Genomic DNA, 13,660 nt, shown 5'->3' on the forward strand with positions numbered 1-13,660 from the left:
TGCGGCGTGCAATCAGGCCTCGGTCAGTACGTGAGCCACCGCGTCGACCGGCTCCGAGCCGCTGCCGTACCGCAGTCCGTACCGCACCGGCTCCGCCTTCTGCTTCGCCTCCCGCAACACCTGCTCCAGGCGCAGCTTCTCGTCGGCGTAACGCTCCTCGAGATCGTCAAGGGCCCGCCGGACGGCCTGCTCGCCGACGCTCTGCAGAGCAAGGTCGACAAAGAATGGCGACCGGGCCCGGCGCAGCGCATCGGGCACGTACTCCGGCAGCGCCCGATGAACCAGCCAGCCCAACATGTTGTCCCAATTGGTGTCATCGGGGATCACATACCAGCGCTGGTTGCCCGCGGATGACGTCCAGGCGGCGACCACCGGGTCTCCCAGAGCGTCGACCAGGATGGGGTGCAGTGCGCCTTCGGCGGGGCGGTCCTCAGAGCCAGAGCCGTCGCCGCGCTCCAGGCGGACACCGCTCAGGTGCAGGCTCCACCAAGGGGATCCTTCGGGCCGGGTCAGCAGCCGGATTGCCAGATCCCGGTCGGCGCCGATCAGACCCGGCGCGATCTCAGGCCGCATCCCGGCAGGAAGACGCCGGCCGCCCACGCTCGTGAGCAGGTCGCCAACGTGTACGGACGCGTCTGCGGACGACAGCGGATTGCGCGGACGGTCCTCGTCAACGCGACCGATCACCGCGACTACGAGGGCGAGTTCGCCGCGCTGGTGGGCACCGGCAGCGAGCCGCTTCATCTCCTCGGCGCCCTGGTCGTGGAAGTACCCCGGTGAGAGCGCCGTCGAGCAGTCGCTGCTCTCCATTCCCAGCCACCGCGGCTGAAGACCGTGCCGCTGCCAGTCCACGTCCGCCGGGACGCGCATCGGCGCGGGACGCTCACGCCCTCGCTTGGATTCGGGCTCAGGCTGGCCGATGTGCACCGGCACGAGACCGGATGCTGAGCTGCTCATCGCCGCATACGACGCGGTGAGTCAGTCAGCCCGGGGCGAGCGCCAGGACTACCGGCTCGAGAGACTGCCTCTGGCCCGCGAGGGCCAAGCCGAGGTCTACCGCGCCGAACACAAACCGACCGGCACCATCGTGGCCTTCAAGAAGCGCACAGGCAGGGGCGAGAGGGACGCACGGCGTATGCGCCGCGAGGTGACGACCCCTGCGGTTCGGCGGCAACCCGCACGTCATGCCGGTCCACGACTTCAGCCCCACCCACGACTGGTTCGTCATGCCGCTCGCCGAAGCCACCGCCCCCCAGCCGGGGGTCTCAGGGGCGTCGGCCTTGCTCCCGACAGAGCATCGGCGTTTTGGCCAACCAGTCCTTCCGGTGCGCTCTTGCGGGACAAGGGTCCTTGTATCTCGCACCTGACAGCAGCCGCACATCGCCGGGCTTCGCAGACCGACCGAAAAACACGTGTTCGAAAACTAGGCGGCGTCGTTGAACTCGATGACACCGCCACGACCGTCAAGAGCGGTGCTCGACGGAGGGCATGACCTCACGGTGGGCGGCACCGTAGGAGCGGAGCTTGTCCGTGACGACCACCCGCGCCACCGCGCGGGTCTTGTTCATCGGCCTGCGGAAGAAGCGTCGGGCGGCGGCCTTGTCCCGGCGGTTCTGCACGAGGATGTCCAGCACCATTCCGTCCTGGTCGACGGCCCGTCACAGGTACTTCAGCTCCCTGTGGGTCCTGACGAACACCTCGTCCAGGTGCCACTTGTCGCCGGGCCGGGGCCGGCGGCGGCGCAGTCCGTTCGCGTAGGCCTGGCCGAACGTGGCGCACCGGCGGCGCACTGTCTCGTAGGAGACGATGACGCCTCGCTGGAGCATCAGCTCCTCGACCTCGCGGAAGCTGAGCGGGAAGCGGAAGTACAGCCACACGCAGTGGGAGATCACCTCGACCGGGTACCGCTGCCCCTGTACGACGGCGACGTGCTCCCCACGGACGACCGCTCCCAGCGTGATCAACCCGAAGATCATCCCACCCGGTCGGCCAACGTGACAGCGCCCTGCGAGTTGTTCTTCGGGTCGGTACTCGGGGGGTGTTGGCCGTAAGCCGCTCGTGCCGGCGTCCAGGTCGGGCAAGTCGGCGCGAGCGGACACCGGACGGGGCGGAGTGTGTCAGCTACGGACGAGGAGACCCGTGAGCAGTATGTACAACGTCTGGTGCAGGGCGTCCGGGAAGTTCGAGTCCATGAACGCGAAGCTCGGGTCGGCGTCATAGACGGCGCGCACCGCGGGCGCGGGGTGTGTGTGGGTCCACAGGCTGCAGACCAAGACGATGATCAGGTTGGCGCCCTGTTCGGAACGTGGTTGGTCGAGCTCGGGAAAGAGGCGCCGCAGCAGCTCGGCCAGTCCGAGCAGGCTGTCGCGGGCGCCTTCCTTGTATCGGGTCGCGACCTCGATGGAGATGTTGTGCTCCAGTACGCCCGCCTGCGCACTGAGCAGTTCACACAGCATCGGCCGGGCAGCGAAGGACGCGGCCAGCCCGGATGCCACGGCGTCGGTCCTGACGTCCAGAGGGTCGCGCGCGTCCACCAGTGAGCGAAGTTGTTCGCCCGCTTCTGTCAGGAAGTCACGGGCGCTCTGGTCGAGCAGGTCGAGCAGTACGGCTTCACGTGTTTCGAAGTAGCGCAGCACGTTGGACTTGGCGAGCCCGACACGGCGGCTCAGCTCATTGAGGCTCATCGCGGAGACCGGCATCTCGGCGAGCATCGCCGCGGCGGTCTGCAGGATGGTCTGCCTTCGCGCCAGGCGCTGTTCCTCACTCCTCGCCCGCTGGAACGTGGTCATGTCCGAAGTCTACAGACTGGCAGTCTCTTGATTAGAGACCGCCGTCCTCTTGTGTTCAGACCGCCGGTCTCTTATGTTTGTGGCGACGGGAAGCCCACCCGGCCGACGGCCCGCACACCGGGCCTGCCACGAACGAAGGAACTCTCATGTCGAACAAGGTCGCACTGGTCACAGGGGCCTCCTCCGGTATCGGTGAGTCCACCGCACTCCGGTTACTGGAGGCGGGATTCATCGTCTACGGCGCCGCGCGGCGGGTCGACCGCATGGATGCGCTCACCGCCGCGGGCGTACGCACACTGCCACTGGACGTCACCGACAGCACCTCGGCGAAGTCCGCGATCGACAGGGTCATCGAGGACGAGGGGCGTATCGACGTCCTGGTCAACAACGCCGGCTACGGCTCCTACGGAGCTCTGGAGGACGTACCCCTGGACGAGGCCCGTGCCCAGATCGACGTCAACCTCTTCGGCCTGGCCCACCTCACCCAGCTCGTACTGCCCCACATGCGCAGCCGGCGCAGCGGCACGATCGTCAACATCAGCTCCATGGGCGGGCGCTTCGCCACCCCGATGGGGGTCTGGTACCACGCCAGCAAGTTCGCCGTGGAAGGACTCAGCGACGCGCTCCGGCTCGAACTGAATCGGTTCGACGTCAATGTCGTCCTCATCGAGCCCGGCTCGATCCACACCGAGTGGGGCGCCATCGCGGCCGACAAGCTGCGCGCCGTCTCCGGTCATGGCCCCTACGCCGAACAGGCCGAGGCCATGGCGAAGTCCCTGGAAAGCAGCTCCCGCGAGGGGGCCCGGATGACCTCTCCCCCTTCCGTGATCGCGGACGCGGTGACCAAGGCCGCCACGGCCCGCCGCCCGCGCATCCGCTACCGCGTCGGCTTCGGCGCCGGCCCGCTGATCCTGCTCAGCCGGCTCCTGCCCGCCCGCGCCTTCGACGCCCTCATCAAGCGCGGCTCCGGCGTACCGGCCTGACTCCCAGCCCCGTCAGCACAAGGAAAGGCCCTCTGGTGTCCAGTCCCGTCGAGCCCCGCCCCCAAGCCCTGTTCGTCCTGTCCTCCGCCCGGACTCTGCCGCTGAGCAGACCGGTCGGCCACCCAGGGATCCCCACCGGCTTCTTCCTGGTCGAACTCGCCGCGGTCATGGCCGCGTTCGAGAACGACTACGACTTCATCCTCGCCACTCCCGACGGCAACCCGCCCCAGCTCGACATCAACGGCCTCGCCCTCAACTTCCACGCGGCCGGCAACCTGGGCAGTGCCACCGCTCGCACCACTGTCCAGAGCGCGGCGAAGCACTCCAGCCCCCAGTCGATGCGCGCCAAGAACCCCGCCCTGCTGGAACGCCGTAACGCCGAACTGGCCCTTGCGCGGCGGCACCTCGGACGTATCCCGGTCTCCCAGGCCCTGCCCAGAACCGACCGTGAGGCCGCCTCCATCAGGGGCGACGTCGTCGCGAGCTTCGAATCCCTGCCACAGCGCCGCTACCACTCGATCCCCGAACTGATCCGCCGGCACCGCGACCCGGCCAACGACTTCTCCCTGGACGGCCTCGCGTTCGTCCACATGCCCGGCGGACACGCGCCGATGGTCGACTTCCACGACAACCCGTGGATGGGCGAGCTGTTGCACACCCTCCGGGAGAGTGCCGTGCCGATCTCCCTCATCTGTCACGCGCCCGTCGCGCTGACCTCCGCCCGCTACCGCGTCGATGACGAAGGCGACGTCACCACCGATGAACAGCACCTGTTCAAGGGTGCACGGATCACCACGGTCCCCCGCTACGGCGAGCGAATGATGCTGGAAATGCAGTACCCCAAGGTGCCCGGCGAAGCCACCCGCCTGCCCTACTATGTCGACGTCGCCCTGGACGCGGCCGGGTACGACGTCGGCCTCACCCTGAACCCCGCCGCCGTCAAAGTCGTCTGGGACGACGAGCACACTCTGCTGACCGGCAACGGACCCCAGTCCGTCGACGCCCAGACCGAACACCTCGTCCGGATCACACGGCGAACCCACACCACATGACCCCGCCGGGTCGGCCTCCGTCACGCCTCCCCGCAACACGGCTGGATCACTACGATCGCCGGCCAGACGCAGTCCGGCGCGTGGAAGTACGTACCTCGGACGGCAGGCAGCGGCTCGGGCACACCGGCCGGCGGCTCAGGTTCTGCGCCTTTCCAAGCTCTTGCGCCAGCTGGGCAGTTGGCCTGGCAGACAGGTGAAACACCTGGCAACATCGCCGAGGCCGTCGAACTCCTGGCCGCCCTCGCCCCACACTCGCCGAAGCAGCACTGGCCGCATCGACGAAGGCGTACCTGACCCTGGACGGAACCCCTCTGCCGATCGACCGGATCGCCGCCAACCGCCCCTTCCGCTCCGGCAAACACAAGAGGCACGGCATGAACGTGCGGGTCATAGCCGACCGAAGGGCCGTCTCCATCATGCCGACCACGGCTGCCAGGGCGGATTCAGCTGGGCGTCGCAGCGGCGAGGCTGCCCCAGAGGGCAGCCGAGCCGTGGGAGGCGAGACCCGTGCTGCGTGCGCCCCGGTCCAGCCATCGGCCGACAGCGGGCATGCACACCAGACCCACGACGACGCCGACCGTCATGGCGATGCCCGTGGCCGACGCGGACAGCCTCAGCACGGTCATCCCGTAGAGCAGCAGAAAGGGCCGCAGCAGGCCGGTGCCGAGCGCGTCCACGGCCAGGGCGACGGCATAGCGGGGGCCTCCGGAGGCACGGACGAGGGCGCGCGGCTGGAGCTTGGTGGTGGTTGCCATGGCGTCAACGGTGCGTTCGGCCGCAGAGCCGACCATGTCGGTTGACGGACACCGTCAATCGACGCGTTCGTCGGCCGTCCGGCCAGCGATGATGAGGGGATGACGTTGAGGATCGACATCGGCGGCCTGCCGTCCGGGCGACTGCGGTTCGCTGCCTCCCCGCTGGCCGAGCTGACCGCGATGCTGCACGTTCTGGCCGAACCCGCGCATCACCCGCAGCTCGCCGGCTGGGCCGGGGACGTCTGGGCCGGGCTGCGGCCGGAGCTGGCCGAGCGGCTCAGGGAAGCGGAGTTCCTCTGGCGTTCCTCACGAGCCGACTTCCTGGTCCCCGCTCGTCCCCGGCCGACCCTCGCCGAGGAGTTGGACGATGTAGACCGGATCGACGATGAAACCTATGTGACCGCCGCGCTCATCACCACGTGCGGCAGCAACCGGGTCCACTTCGCCGCGCCGTCGCCGCTCGCCGACGCGACGGCGCGCGAACGGGCCCTGGACCGGGCCCAGGCCCGCGGCGCGCTCCAAGAAGCCTTCGCGGAACGGCTGCTCTCGGACCCGGCCGTCGTGCGGGCGCGGGTGCGTGACACTCTCGAACAGTGCGCCGAGGCCTTCTTCGACGCCGCCTGGACGGGCGTCGCCGTGCAACTCGCCACCGACCTGCGCCTGAAGAACGACCTGCTGAAGCGCCAGGGCATCGGCGCGGCGCTCGCGTCGGTCTCCGGCGCCGTGACCCTGGCGCCGGACGGCGACTGCATCATCGTGGACAAGCTGCAGGACAATGCGACCGCCGCGCACGGTACCGGGGTCACCTTCCTCCCCAGCATCTTCGGCCGCCCGCACCTGGTGGCGGTCTATGCGCCCGGGTGGCAGCCGGTGGTGCAGTACCCCGTGGCCGAGGCGAGTCCATCGGAGCCGGTGTCGCTGGAAACGGTCACGCTACGGCTGGAGGCACTCGCGCATCCGGTACGGCTGCGGCTGCTGCGCACCCTGGCCCGCGGCCCGCACACCACCGGTGAGCTGGCCCACGCCTGGGAACTCTCACCCCCGGAGGTTTCCCGCCACCTCGCTGTCCTGCGCCGCGCGGGCCTGCTCACGGCCCGGCGGCACGGTCGTTACGTCCGTTACGCCCTCAATCTGCCCGATCTGACGGCGCTGGGGGCCGACCTGCTGGCGGCCGTACTGCGCTGAGTAGCTTCGGTCTGCCAGAACACGGGCGACCGCCGCCTTCGCAACATCGTCCAACTCGGCAGGCGCCGTGCAGTACCGGCGCGACCGCTTGCTGTCCTCGGCGGCCGAACACGTTGATGTGGTGGCGTACGAACGGGGACAGCCTGGCGACGTCCTCGTCCCGGATATCGAAGCCGTCCTCGCGGAGCTGGGTGACGGCGGCGTCCATGTAGCGGGTGTTGAACAGCACGAGTGCGTTGAGGGCCAGGCCGAGCGCGCCGATCTGGTCTTATCCGAACTAGCCCAGTTCAGGGACGTGTCCGCCTGCGAGCCAAAACTCACGACGGAAAGTAGTCGTGAAGGAGTTGGGCGGACGTGTTCCGCCGGGCGTGTCGGTCGCGTCGTCCCCGTGCGCTTCGCGGTCCTACTGGGAGAACGCGTAGGTCCGGACGGGGTCGAGGTGCAGTTCGTAGGGCCCGAAGCAGTCGGCCGCGAGGGTCGCGACTGGAGTACCGCAGGGGCAGGCTCGGTTGAGCCCCTCGTCGCCTGTCGGTCCGCAGCACCCGTTGCCGTTCTCCCAGTTGGGCAGTGGCTGAAGGCCGGCGGCGTCGTCGGGGTGCAGCAGCACTGTCTGTCGGCTGCCCGCCGAGATGAGGAAGCCTCCTTCCCGGCAGACCACAGGTCCGCGCGACTGAGCCGGCTTCGGGTCCTCCTGATCGTCCTGCACGACGTAGGGAGGTCCCCAGGGCTCGGGATCGATCACGTAGCGGCCTCGCGGAACGGTGGAAGGTGCCCGGCGTGTCTCCTTGTCCCGGTCACGCTCGTCGTCGAAGACGTCAGGGATGGCAGCAAGCTCGGCCAACTCCCGCGTGATCGCGGTGCCGCACTTGGAACAGAGGAAGACGGTCATCCCCTCGTTGTAGTCCTCAGGGCTGCTGCTTCTGGCGGGAGCGCGCACGATCCCTTCGTCACCGACCTGCTGCATCGCCACCGCAAGACAGAGCATCGGCGGCTGCAACCCCTGTGGGAACGGCGGGTGCAGGGCAAGCGGACAGCACTGTTGAGCCGGCCTGTCGGCGAGGGTCTGACCTTGGCTGACGCGCTCCCCGGGGCGCGGAGCCCGGAAGCCCTGCTGAACGACACAGACATCGATGACCGGATCGGCACCGTACTGAGCCAACTGCCAGCTGCGGAGACGGAGATCGCACTCAGCTGGGCCCGCACTGGGGACAGTTGGGCCGACACCGCAGATGGCGCCGGGCAGGAAGCGGCGTACGGGGAACGGGTACGACGCAAGCTCAAGCGCCTGGGCTCCGAGTACGCACGTCGCCAGGGGGAGCGCGTCGTTCGAGGGGGTGAGGCATGACCGTCCTCACCGCCGCGCTGCCGGAGTTCCTCGGCTCCCTCGCAGCCGCCTGCGTATTGTCCCTGTGTGCCCTGACCGTACGACGGTTCCGTGGCCGACGCATCGACGACGATGGCCGCGACATCGACACTGAGTAACCGCCCCGGCCCGGCTCAGGGCCCGGGCCGGGCAAGTCGAGCGATGAGTCCGCAAGCCCTCAAGATCATCCCGTGGCGGGTCTTTGGCGTCTGGGTCACCCCCCATGCGCGGGGCCACCCGATAGCCAGCCAGGCCCAGGTGCGCTGCTCACCCCGCACTCGCACGACCAGCTTCACCGTCATCGCGCTGAGCCCCGAGCGCGAAGGCTACCGGCGAGCCCAGATCGCGCACCGATGAGTTTCCCGCGCCGCGCTGGTCTATACGCCAGACACCCACGAACGGAAGGCTGAGCCATGCGGAAACTGATCTACGGCATGAACCTGACCCTGGACGGCTACATCGCCGCGGCCGGCGACGACATCGGCTGGAGCGGACCGCCGAGCGACGAGCTGTTCCAGTGGTGGCTCGACCACGAGCAGGCGAGTGGCCTGTCGCTGTATGGGCGCAAACTGTGGGAGACGATGAGCTCCTACTGGCCGACCGGCGACCAGCAGCCCAACGCCACCCCGGCGGAGATCGAGTTCGCGCGGAACTGGCGGGACACGCCGAAGGTGGTGTTCTCCTCGACGATCGACAAGGTCGACTGGAACACCCGCCTGGTCACCGGCGACGCGATCGCCGAGATCACCCGGCTCAAGGCCGAGGACGGCGGCCCAATGAACATCGGCGGCGCAACGCTCGCCGGGGCGGCCATGCGCGCCGGGCTGATCGACGAGTACGCGATCGCCGCCTATCCGGTCCTGGTGGGCAGCGGCACGCCGTTCTTCACCGCGCTGGACAGCTGGGCGAACCTGAACCTGGTGGAGACGCGGACGTTTCCCGGCGGCGTGGTCCTGACCAGGTACGAGACGAGGCGCTGAGCAGCAGCACCCACGCGCTAGTCCTGTCGAATTGCATCTGTCAGATGGCGAGCCGTTGACCTGCTGGGATGCCAGGCCGTTTGAGAAGAGGGGGCTCGGGGTTCTCAAACGACCTGGCTTTCGTGGAGGGTGTTCACAGAACCGCCCAAAGGCGGCAGCAGGTGAGACATGCCTGCAGGGACCCCGGCACCCCGGTGCAACCGGTTGTCAGTGCTGTTCGGCAGGGTGTGCATGTGACGAATCGAAACGAGGAACGTGGCGTCCCCATCTGGTCTGGACTGCCTTCGGCGGCCAGGGAGCTGCTCATCGCAACTGAATGGGGCGCCTTGCAGCATGCATATGGGAGTGCCGAGGACACCCCGCCGTACCTGTGTCAACTCCTGAACGAGGATCCCGAGGTGCAGGCCGAGGCACTGGGAATGCTCGATATGTCCGTGCTGCATCAAGGATCCCTGTACAGTTCCACCCCGCCGGCCGCACTGTTCGTCGCAGCGATCCTGACCCATCCCCAGACTTTGGCCGAGCACGAGAGCTTCTTCCCCTGGGATGACCGGACCCGGCCCCTGCGTGCCGCACTACTCGACTGGCTCGGCCAGATCGCCGACTCGGCCTCCTACGGCGAAGACCCCGGCAGCGAGGACGAGTACGGGGATGAGTACGACGGCGAGGACGAAGACGAGCTTGAAGCGATCCACGCATGCCGGAGTATCCGACGCGAGCTCTACGACGCGGTCGAACCGTTCCTCGACGATCCGCATCCGGACATCCGAGAGGCAGCCCTCGGAACGGTCACCCTGCTTCTGAAGGCACCCGACCTCGCTGAGCTCGTCCCCCGCGCCGCCCACCGCCTGCGCAACGTTCTCGCAGCAGACGGAGGCCGCCGAGAACGCTCCTCCGCAGCTCTGGCGATGGGCGCCTGGGGCCAGGACACCACCGGCCTCCTCGACGATCCCGATCCAGCCGTGCGCGCCTGCGCCGCTCTGGCCACCGGATGCGAGCACATGCCACGAGCCACCGCCGTCCTGCTCGAAGCCCTGCAAAGCCCGGCCGAGGCAGACCACTGGTTCCCCGACCCCCTCCCCCAGATCGACGGCTGGCTCCGCTTCACCCTTCTGAAGGCCGTCCTTGACCGCGTCGGCGCCTTCGAGGACCTAGCCCCGGCGGCCATGGCCCTGATACCGCTCGCCAGCGACTACACCGTCGACCGCGACTGGGGTCCGCTGCTCGTCAAAGCCTTCCCCACCGGCTACAGCCCTGGCCTGCCGCTGTCGGCCACGCAACGAGAGCTTCTGCAAGCCATCACCGCCAACGACAATTGCTGGGGAAGCATTGGCAACAAATTCCGCTGGCTCAGGGAAGCCGGCCTGCCGGAGCAGCGCGACGCCATCCGAGCCCTGCTCTGATCACACGGACATCGGCTGATCTGGTCCAAGAACAAGACCTGTCCGCAGTCCGCTGTGGTCCCGGCTCCGCGTACCTGCCGAGAACGACCGTGACAGGTACAGCGAGAACTGGACCAGAGAAATGAGATCAAACCCCACGTACGGGGCAAACACCGTCGCTCAGCACGCGGCGCAGTGAGAATCCGACAGGGCGAACGAGAAGCGGTGAGAACCCGACAGTTTCAGTGCGACAGGACAGCGCTAGTCTCACGGTGATGTCGTATACGACATCGGTACGACACGGCCCGTGAGATTACGACATCAGCCGCGAGACCCTACAGGATGACAGGGGACAGCAGTTGTCCTTTGTCATCCAATCGGGCGTTTGACAACGAATCCAGTCGCTCGGGCTTCCTTGCCAGCGAAGTTAGACGTGCGAGGCGAACGCGCTGGGAACTGGTAGGCCGTACCGGCTGAGGTTCCTGTGTGCCCGTCAATTCCTCGCAATGCCCCTGCAGGGCGTTAAATTTGCTGCCTTGCTCGCTTGAACGGGGAGGCGTCGTGGCGGTAAAGCGGATACCGGTCGAGCTGGTGCTCGACACAGGGGAGGGGGACCCGGAGTACACCGAAGAGCAACTCCAGTACCTGCTTGCCGAGTTGCAACAGATCGACCTTACTAGCATCAACCGCGTCTCCCGCGCCCCGGCGCCCTCGGGTACCCGCAGCGGGGATGCCGTCGAACTGGGCGCGCTGCTGATCGGCCTCGGCGGCAGCGGCGCACTGCTCCCGGTGCTCGTCGGCCTCGTACAGGACTGGCTGAACCGGCAGCGGTCCGGCACAATCCGTCTGAAGATCGGCGACGACGAGATCGAACTCACCGCGACCTCCGACGAGATGCGGCAGCGAGCCCTGGAGGAGTTCCTCCGACGCCACGGGGAGTGAATACCGTGGCAAGTCGCGCCCTGATCATTGCCAACAGCCGCTACGACGACGACCACTTCGCCGCGCTTCCAGCAGCCGCAGCGGACGCGGCGGAGCTGGCGAACGTACTCGGCGACCCGGCCGTCGGCGACTTCTCGGTCGACACACTGGTTGACGTCGAACAGCGCCCGGCCATGCGGGCGCTCGAATCCTTCTTCACCCAGGCCAGTTCCGACGACCTGCTCTTGCTGCACCTGCCACTGCACGGCTGGAAGGACCTCCGAAACCGCCTGTACTTCGTCATGTGCGACACCGAACGCGACTACCCCGGCTCCACAGCGATCTCCGCGGACACGATCGGTACATGGATGAGCGAGAGCCGCTCCCGGCGCATCGTCGTCATGCTCGACTGCTGCTACAGCGGAGCGTTCACTATGAACGCGCTGCGCCGCGACGCCGGGGCGCCCATCGTCGACATCGCCGAGCCCTTCGCGGGCAACGGCCGGGTCGTCCTCACCGCGTCAACGGCTCTCCAGTACGCCCACGAGGGCGAACAGGACGTCCGCTACAGCCGGACTCCGGCCCAGCCCTCCGTCTTCACCTCGGCCGTGGTGAACGGCTTGCGGGACGGCTCGGCCGACCTGGACGGCGATGGCCTGGTCTCAGAGGGCTTCTCGAAACCGAGTGTTGGGTTGGGGGTTCCGTACGGGTGTGCTGTTCAGGTGATTGTGGCCGCGTGGGGGCATGAAGGCAGGGCCTCTCGGTAGCACAGAGGGTGTCTACGCCACTGCTCACCGGGAGGCCCTGTTGCCGCAGTTGTATCTGTCTGCTGCGAAAGAGTCCATTTGGGACACCCGGGCGTGCGACTGCTTCGCCCACACGTACGGCAACGCCGCGGACAATCCGTCCGGCGGGCACGGCTATCCGACCGACATGAGGGACGCGGAGTGGGCGGCGGTCCGCGACATGATCCCGAAGCCCGCGTGGGCCGAGGGCCGGGGTGGCCGGCCGGAGGAGTACTGCCACCGAGACATACTCGACGCGATCCGGTACGTGGTGGACAACGGCGTGAAGTGGCCTGCGCTGCCTGCCGATTACCCGCCGTGGAAGGCGGTGCACCGGTTCTTCACCCGCTGGCGCAAGCAGGGGCTGATCGGCGAGTTCCACGACCGGCTCCGCACCGCGACCCGTGAAGCGGAGGGCCGGGAGGCGGAGCCGACGGCAGGAGTGATCGACTCGCAGTCCGCGAAAGGCACATCCACCGTCGAGGCCGCGACCAGCGGCTATGACGGCGGGAAGAAGATCAAAGGGCGCAAGCGGCACATCGTGGTGGACACCCTCGGCCTGATCCTCGCGGTCATGGTCACCCCCGCCTCGACGGGGGACCGGGACGCCGCCCAGAACCTCCTGGCCCAGGCCACCACACGGCATCACCGGCTCAGACGCGTGTGGGCGGACAGCGGATACACCGGCATGCTCGTGGGCTGGTGCGCGACCGCCTTGAACCTGATACTGACCGTCATCCGCCGCAGCGACGACCACAAAGGCTTCGTCGTGCTGCCCAAAAGGTGGATCGTCGAGCGGACCTTCGCCTGGCTCACCCGCTCCCGGCGCCTCGCCCGCGACTACGAGCGGCTGCCCGCGTCGTCGGAAGCGATGATCCTGTGGTCGATGACCATGGTCATGACCCGCCGTCTCGGCCATCACCGCAGGCGAACCGGCCCGGTGCCGGCTCGTGCGCCCATCCCCGCGCAACGAGTCGCTTGAGCCTGCACCGCACGCCCTCGATCTTCGCCGGAACCACATCCAACCCCAACAAGGCAGTGATCTCACGGCAGTTCAGTGGCTGACCGCCGGTGACGCGGCGTTCGGCCAGCAGGCCCATGACCTGCTGATATTCCGGCGCCAGCACCTCGGCCGACAACCCCTCTCGCCAAACCGGAACCAGCGACCCGGGCTTCACCGCCGACGGCGTCCTGGCCTTGTTCTCCTCCGGCGTCTTCCCCGCCACAGCCTCCTGGCCTGCGGTCTCACCCGCGTCCCACACCTCGCCGACTCGCCTGCGGGCGATCAGCCACTCGTCCCACTCCGACTGCGCCGCCTCCAGTTCGGCCTGCAACTCCTCCACCCGCTGCCGGGCCGCACGTTCCCGCTCCTCCAGCCGCCCCAACACCGACGCCATCACACACCTCCAGCACGCCACCTCCACGGACGCACCGGACCTACCTCACCCGCCCCGGCATCACGCCT

General features: G+C 68.0%; 15 protein-coding genes and 4 pseudogenes. 12 read left to right on the top strand and 7 right to left on the bottom strand.

The window, feature by feature from the left end; genetic code table 11:
- Positions 1 to 12: 12 nt before the first annotated feature.
- The 3 genes and pseudogenes from OG819_RS53670 to OG819_RS53680 form a co-directional block, all read right to left on the bottom strand.
- The gene (locus OG819_RS53670; protein WP_266657192.1) at positions 13 to 957 is read right to left on the bottom strand and encodes a hypothetical protein; all 945 of its coding nucleotides are present in this window, start codon (positions 955 to 957) and stop codon (positions 13 to 15) included.
- Between the two features lie 509 nt (positions 958 to 1,466).
- A pseudogene (locus OG819_RS53675) lies at positions 1,467 to 1,976 on the bottom strand (IS6 family transposase); the annotation flags it as partial.
- Between the two features lie 141 nt (positions 1,977 to 2,117).
- Positions 2,118 to 2,789, bottom strand: coding sequence for a TetR/AcrR family transcriptional regulator (locus OG819_RS53680; RefSeq protein ID WP_266635841.1), 672 nt, complete (start codon positions 2,787 to 2,789; stop codon positions 2,118 to 2,120).
- Between the two features lie 146 nt (positions 2,790 to 2,935).
- On the opposite strand from OG819_RS53680, the gene OG819_RS53685 reads away from it, so the two are divergent.
- From OG819_RS53685 to OG819_RS53695, 3 genes and pseudogenes are all read left to right on the top strand, one after another.
- Positions 2,936 to 3,772 carry an oxidoreductase gene (locus OG819_RS53685; protein ID WP_266657194.1) on the top strand — a complete coding sequence of 279 codons (837 nt, stop codon included), beginning with the start codon at positions 2,936 to 2,938 and terminating at the stop codon, positions 3,770 to 3,772.
- 35 nt (positions 3,773 to 3,807) lie between these two features.
- Positions 3,808 to 4,824 carry a hypothetical protein gene (locus OG819_RS53690; RefSeq protein ID WP_266635838.1) on the top strand — a complete coding sequence of 339 codons (1,017 nt, stop codon included), beginning with the start codon at positions 3,808 to 3,810 and terminating at the stop codon, positions 4,822 to 4,824.
- A 210-nt stretch (positions 4,825 to 5,034) separates the two neighbouring features.
- A pseudogene (locus OG819_RS53695) lies at positions 5,035 to 5,222 on the top strand (IS5/IS1182 family transposase); the annotation flags it as partial.
- A 96-nt stretch (positions 5,223 to 5,318) separates the two neighbouring features.
- Here OG819_RS53695 and OG819_RS53700 read toward each other — a convergent pair.
- A pseudogene (locus OG819_RS53700) lies at positions 5,319 to 5,579 on the bottom strand (MFS transporter); the annotation flags it as partial.
- A 99-nt stretch (positions 5,580 to 5,678) separates the two neighbouring features.
- Between OG819_RS53700 and OG819_RS53705 the strand changes: the two are divergent.
- A complete protein-coding gene (locus OG819_RS53705; RefSeq protein WP_266657196.1) occupies positions 5,679 to 6,764 on the top strand; it encodes a helix-turn-helix domain-containing protein in 1,086 nt (361 codons plus the stop codon).
- 100 nt (positions 6,765 to 6,864) lie between these two features.
- Here the strand turns inward: OG819_RS53705 and OG819_RS53710 are convergent.
- Both OG819_RS53710 and OG819_RS53715 read right to left on the bottom strand, forming a co-directional pair.
- Positions 6,865 to 7,032: pseudogene (locus OG819_RS53710) on the bottom strand (Tn3 family transposase); the annotation flags it as partial.
- Positions 7,033 to 7,167: 135 nt separating this feature from the next.
- Positions 7,168 to 7,728 (bottom strand): hypothetical protein, encoded by a 561-nt coding sequence (locus OG819_RS53715; RefSeq protein ID WP_266657461.1) that lies wholly within the window; start codon positions 7,726 to 7,728, stop codon positions 7,168 to 7,170.
- A gap of 105 nt (positions 7,729 to 7,833) precedes the next feature.
- Here OG819_RS53715 and OG819_RS53720 point away from each other — a divergent pair, with 105 nt between their 5' ends.
- The 8 genes from OG819_RS53720 to OG819_RS53755 all read left to right on the top strand — a co-directional run bounded on the left by OG819_RS53720 (position 7,834) and on the right by OG819_RS53755 (position 13,177).
- The gene (locus OG819_RS53720) at positions 7,834 to 8,109 is read left to right on the top strand and encodes a hypothetical protein (protein ID WP_266657198.1); all 276 of its coding nucleotides are present in this window, start codon (positions 7,834 to 7,836) and stop codon (positions 8,107 to 8,109) included.
- Positions 8,106 to 8,246, top strand: coding sequence for a hypothetical protein (locus tag OG819_RS53725; RefSeq protein ID WP_266635833.1), 141 nt, complete (start codon positions 8,106 to 8,108; stop codon positions 8,244 to 8,246). The genes OG819_RS53720 and OG819_RS53725 overlap by 4 nt, the downstream gene beginning before the upstream one ends.
- Positions 8,247 to 8,289: 43 nt before the next feature.
- A complete protein-coding gene (locus tag OG819_RS53730) occupies positions 8,290 to 8,484 on the top strand; it encodes a hypothetical protein (protein WP_266657200.1) in 195 nt (64 codons plus the stop codon).
- Between the two features lie 56 nt (positions 8,485 to 8,540).
- Positions 8,541 to 9,107: a dihydrofolate reductase family protein gene (locus OG819_RS53735; RefSeq protein WP_266635831.1), complete on the top strand. Its 567-nt coding sequence runs from the start codon at positions 8,541 to 8,543 to the stop codon at positions 9,105 to 9,107.
- 398 nt (positions 9,108 to 9,505) lie between these two features.
- Positions 9,506 to 10,510 carry a HEAT repeat domain-containing protein gene (locus OG819_RS53740; protein WP_266635829.1) on the top strand — a complete coding sequence of 335 codons (1,005 nt, stop codon included), beginning with the start codon at positions 9,506 to 9,508 and terminating at the stop codon, positions 10,508 to 10,510.
- Between the two features lie 540 nt (positions 10,511 to 11,050).
- Positions 11,051 to 11,431 (top strand): hypothetical protein, encoded by a 381-nt coding sequence (locus tag OG819_RS53745; RefSeq protein ID WP_266657202.1) that lies wholly within the window; start codon positions 11,051 to 11,053, stop codon positions 11,429 to 11,431.
- Positions 11,432 to 11,436: 5 nt separating this feature from the next.
- The gene (locus tag OG819_RS53750; RefSeq protein ID WP_266657204.1) at positions 11,437 to 12,177 is read left to right on the top strand and encodes a caspase family protein; all 741 of its coding nucleotides are present in this window, start codon (positions 11,437 to 11,439) and stop codon (positions 12,175 to 12,177) included.
- A gap of 40 nt (positions 12,178 to 12,217) precedes the next feature.
- Positions 12,218 to 13,177: an IS5 family transposase gene (locus OG819_RS53755; RefSeq protein WP_266657206.1), complete on the top strand. Its 960-nt coding sequence runs from the start codon at positions 12,218 to 12,220 to the stop codon at positions 13,175 to 13,177.
- Here the strand turns inward: OG819_RS53755 and OG819_RS53760 are convergent.
- Entirely contained in the window at positions 13,092 to 13,592 is a 501-nt protein-coding gene (locus tag OG819_RS53760; protein WP_266657208.1) for a hypothetical protein, read from the bottom strand. The two genes, OG819_RS53755 and OG819_RS53760, sit on opposite strands and share 86 nt — an antisense overlap.
- Positions 13,593 to 13,660 lie beyond the last annotated feature (68 nt).

The sequence above is a fragment of the Streptomyces sp. NBC_01549 genome, assembly GCF_026339955.1.
Classification (GTDB): Bacteria; Actinomycetota; Actinomycetes; order Streptomycetales; family Streptomycetaceae; genus Streptomyces.

What these genes read in the sequence shown, in the direction of transcription:
- OG819_RS53670 (WP_266657192.1), bottom strand. Translation starts at nt 957, where the DNA reads ATGAGCAGCTCAGCATCCGGTCTCGTGCCGGTGCACATCGGCCAGCCT.
- OG819_RS53680 (WP_266635841.1), bottom strand. Translation starts at nt 2,789, where the DNA reads ATGACCACGTTCCAGCGGGCGAGGAGTGAGGAACAGCGCCTGGCGCGA.
- OG819_RS53685 (WP_266657194.1), top strand. Translation starts at nt 2,936, where the DNA reads ATGTCGAACAAGGTCGCACTGGTCACAGGGGCCTCCTCCGGTATCGGT.
- OG819_RS53705 (WP_266657196.1), top strand. Translation starts at nt 5,679, where the DNA reads ATGACGTTGAGGATCGACATCGGCGGCCTGCCGTCCGGGCGACTGCGG.
- OG819_RS53715 (WP_266657461.1), bottom strand. Translation starts at nt 7,728, where the DNA reads ATGCAGCAGGTCGGTGACGAAGGGATCGTGCGCGCTCCCGCCAGAAGC.
- OG819_RS53725 (WP_266635833.1), top strand. Translation starts at nt 8,106, where the DNA reads ATGACCGTCCTCACCGCCGCGCTGCCGGAGTTCCTCGGCTCCCTCGCA.
- OG819_RS53730 (WP_266657200.1), top strand. Translation starts at nt 8,290, where the DNA reads ATGAGTCCGCAAGCCCTCAAGATCATCCCGTGGCGGGTCTTTGGCGTC.
- OG819_RS53735 (WP_266635831.1), top strand. Translation starts at nt 8,541, where the DNA reads ATGCGGAAACTGATCTACGGCATGAACCTGACCCTGGACGGCTACATC.
- OG819_RS53760 (WP_266657208.1), bottom strand. Translation starts at nt 13,592, where the DNA reads ATGGCGTCGGTGTTGGGGCGGCTGGAGGAGCGGGAACGTGCGGCCCGG.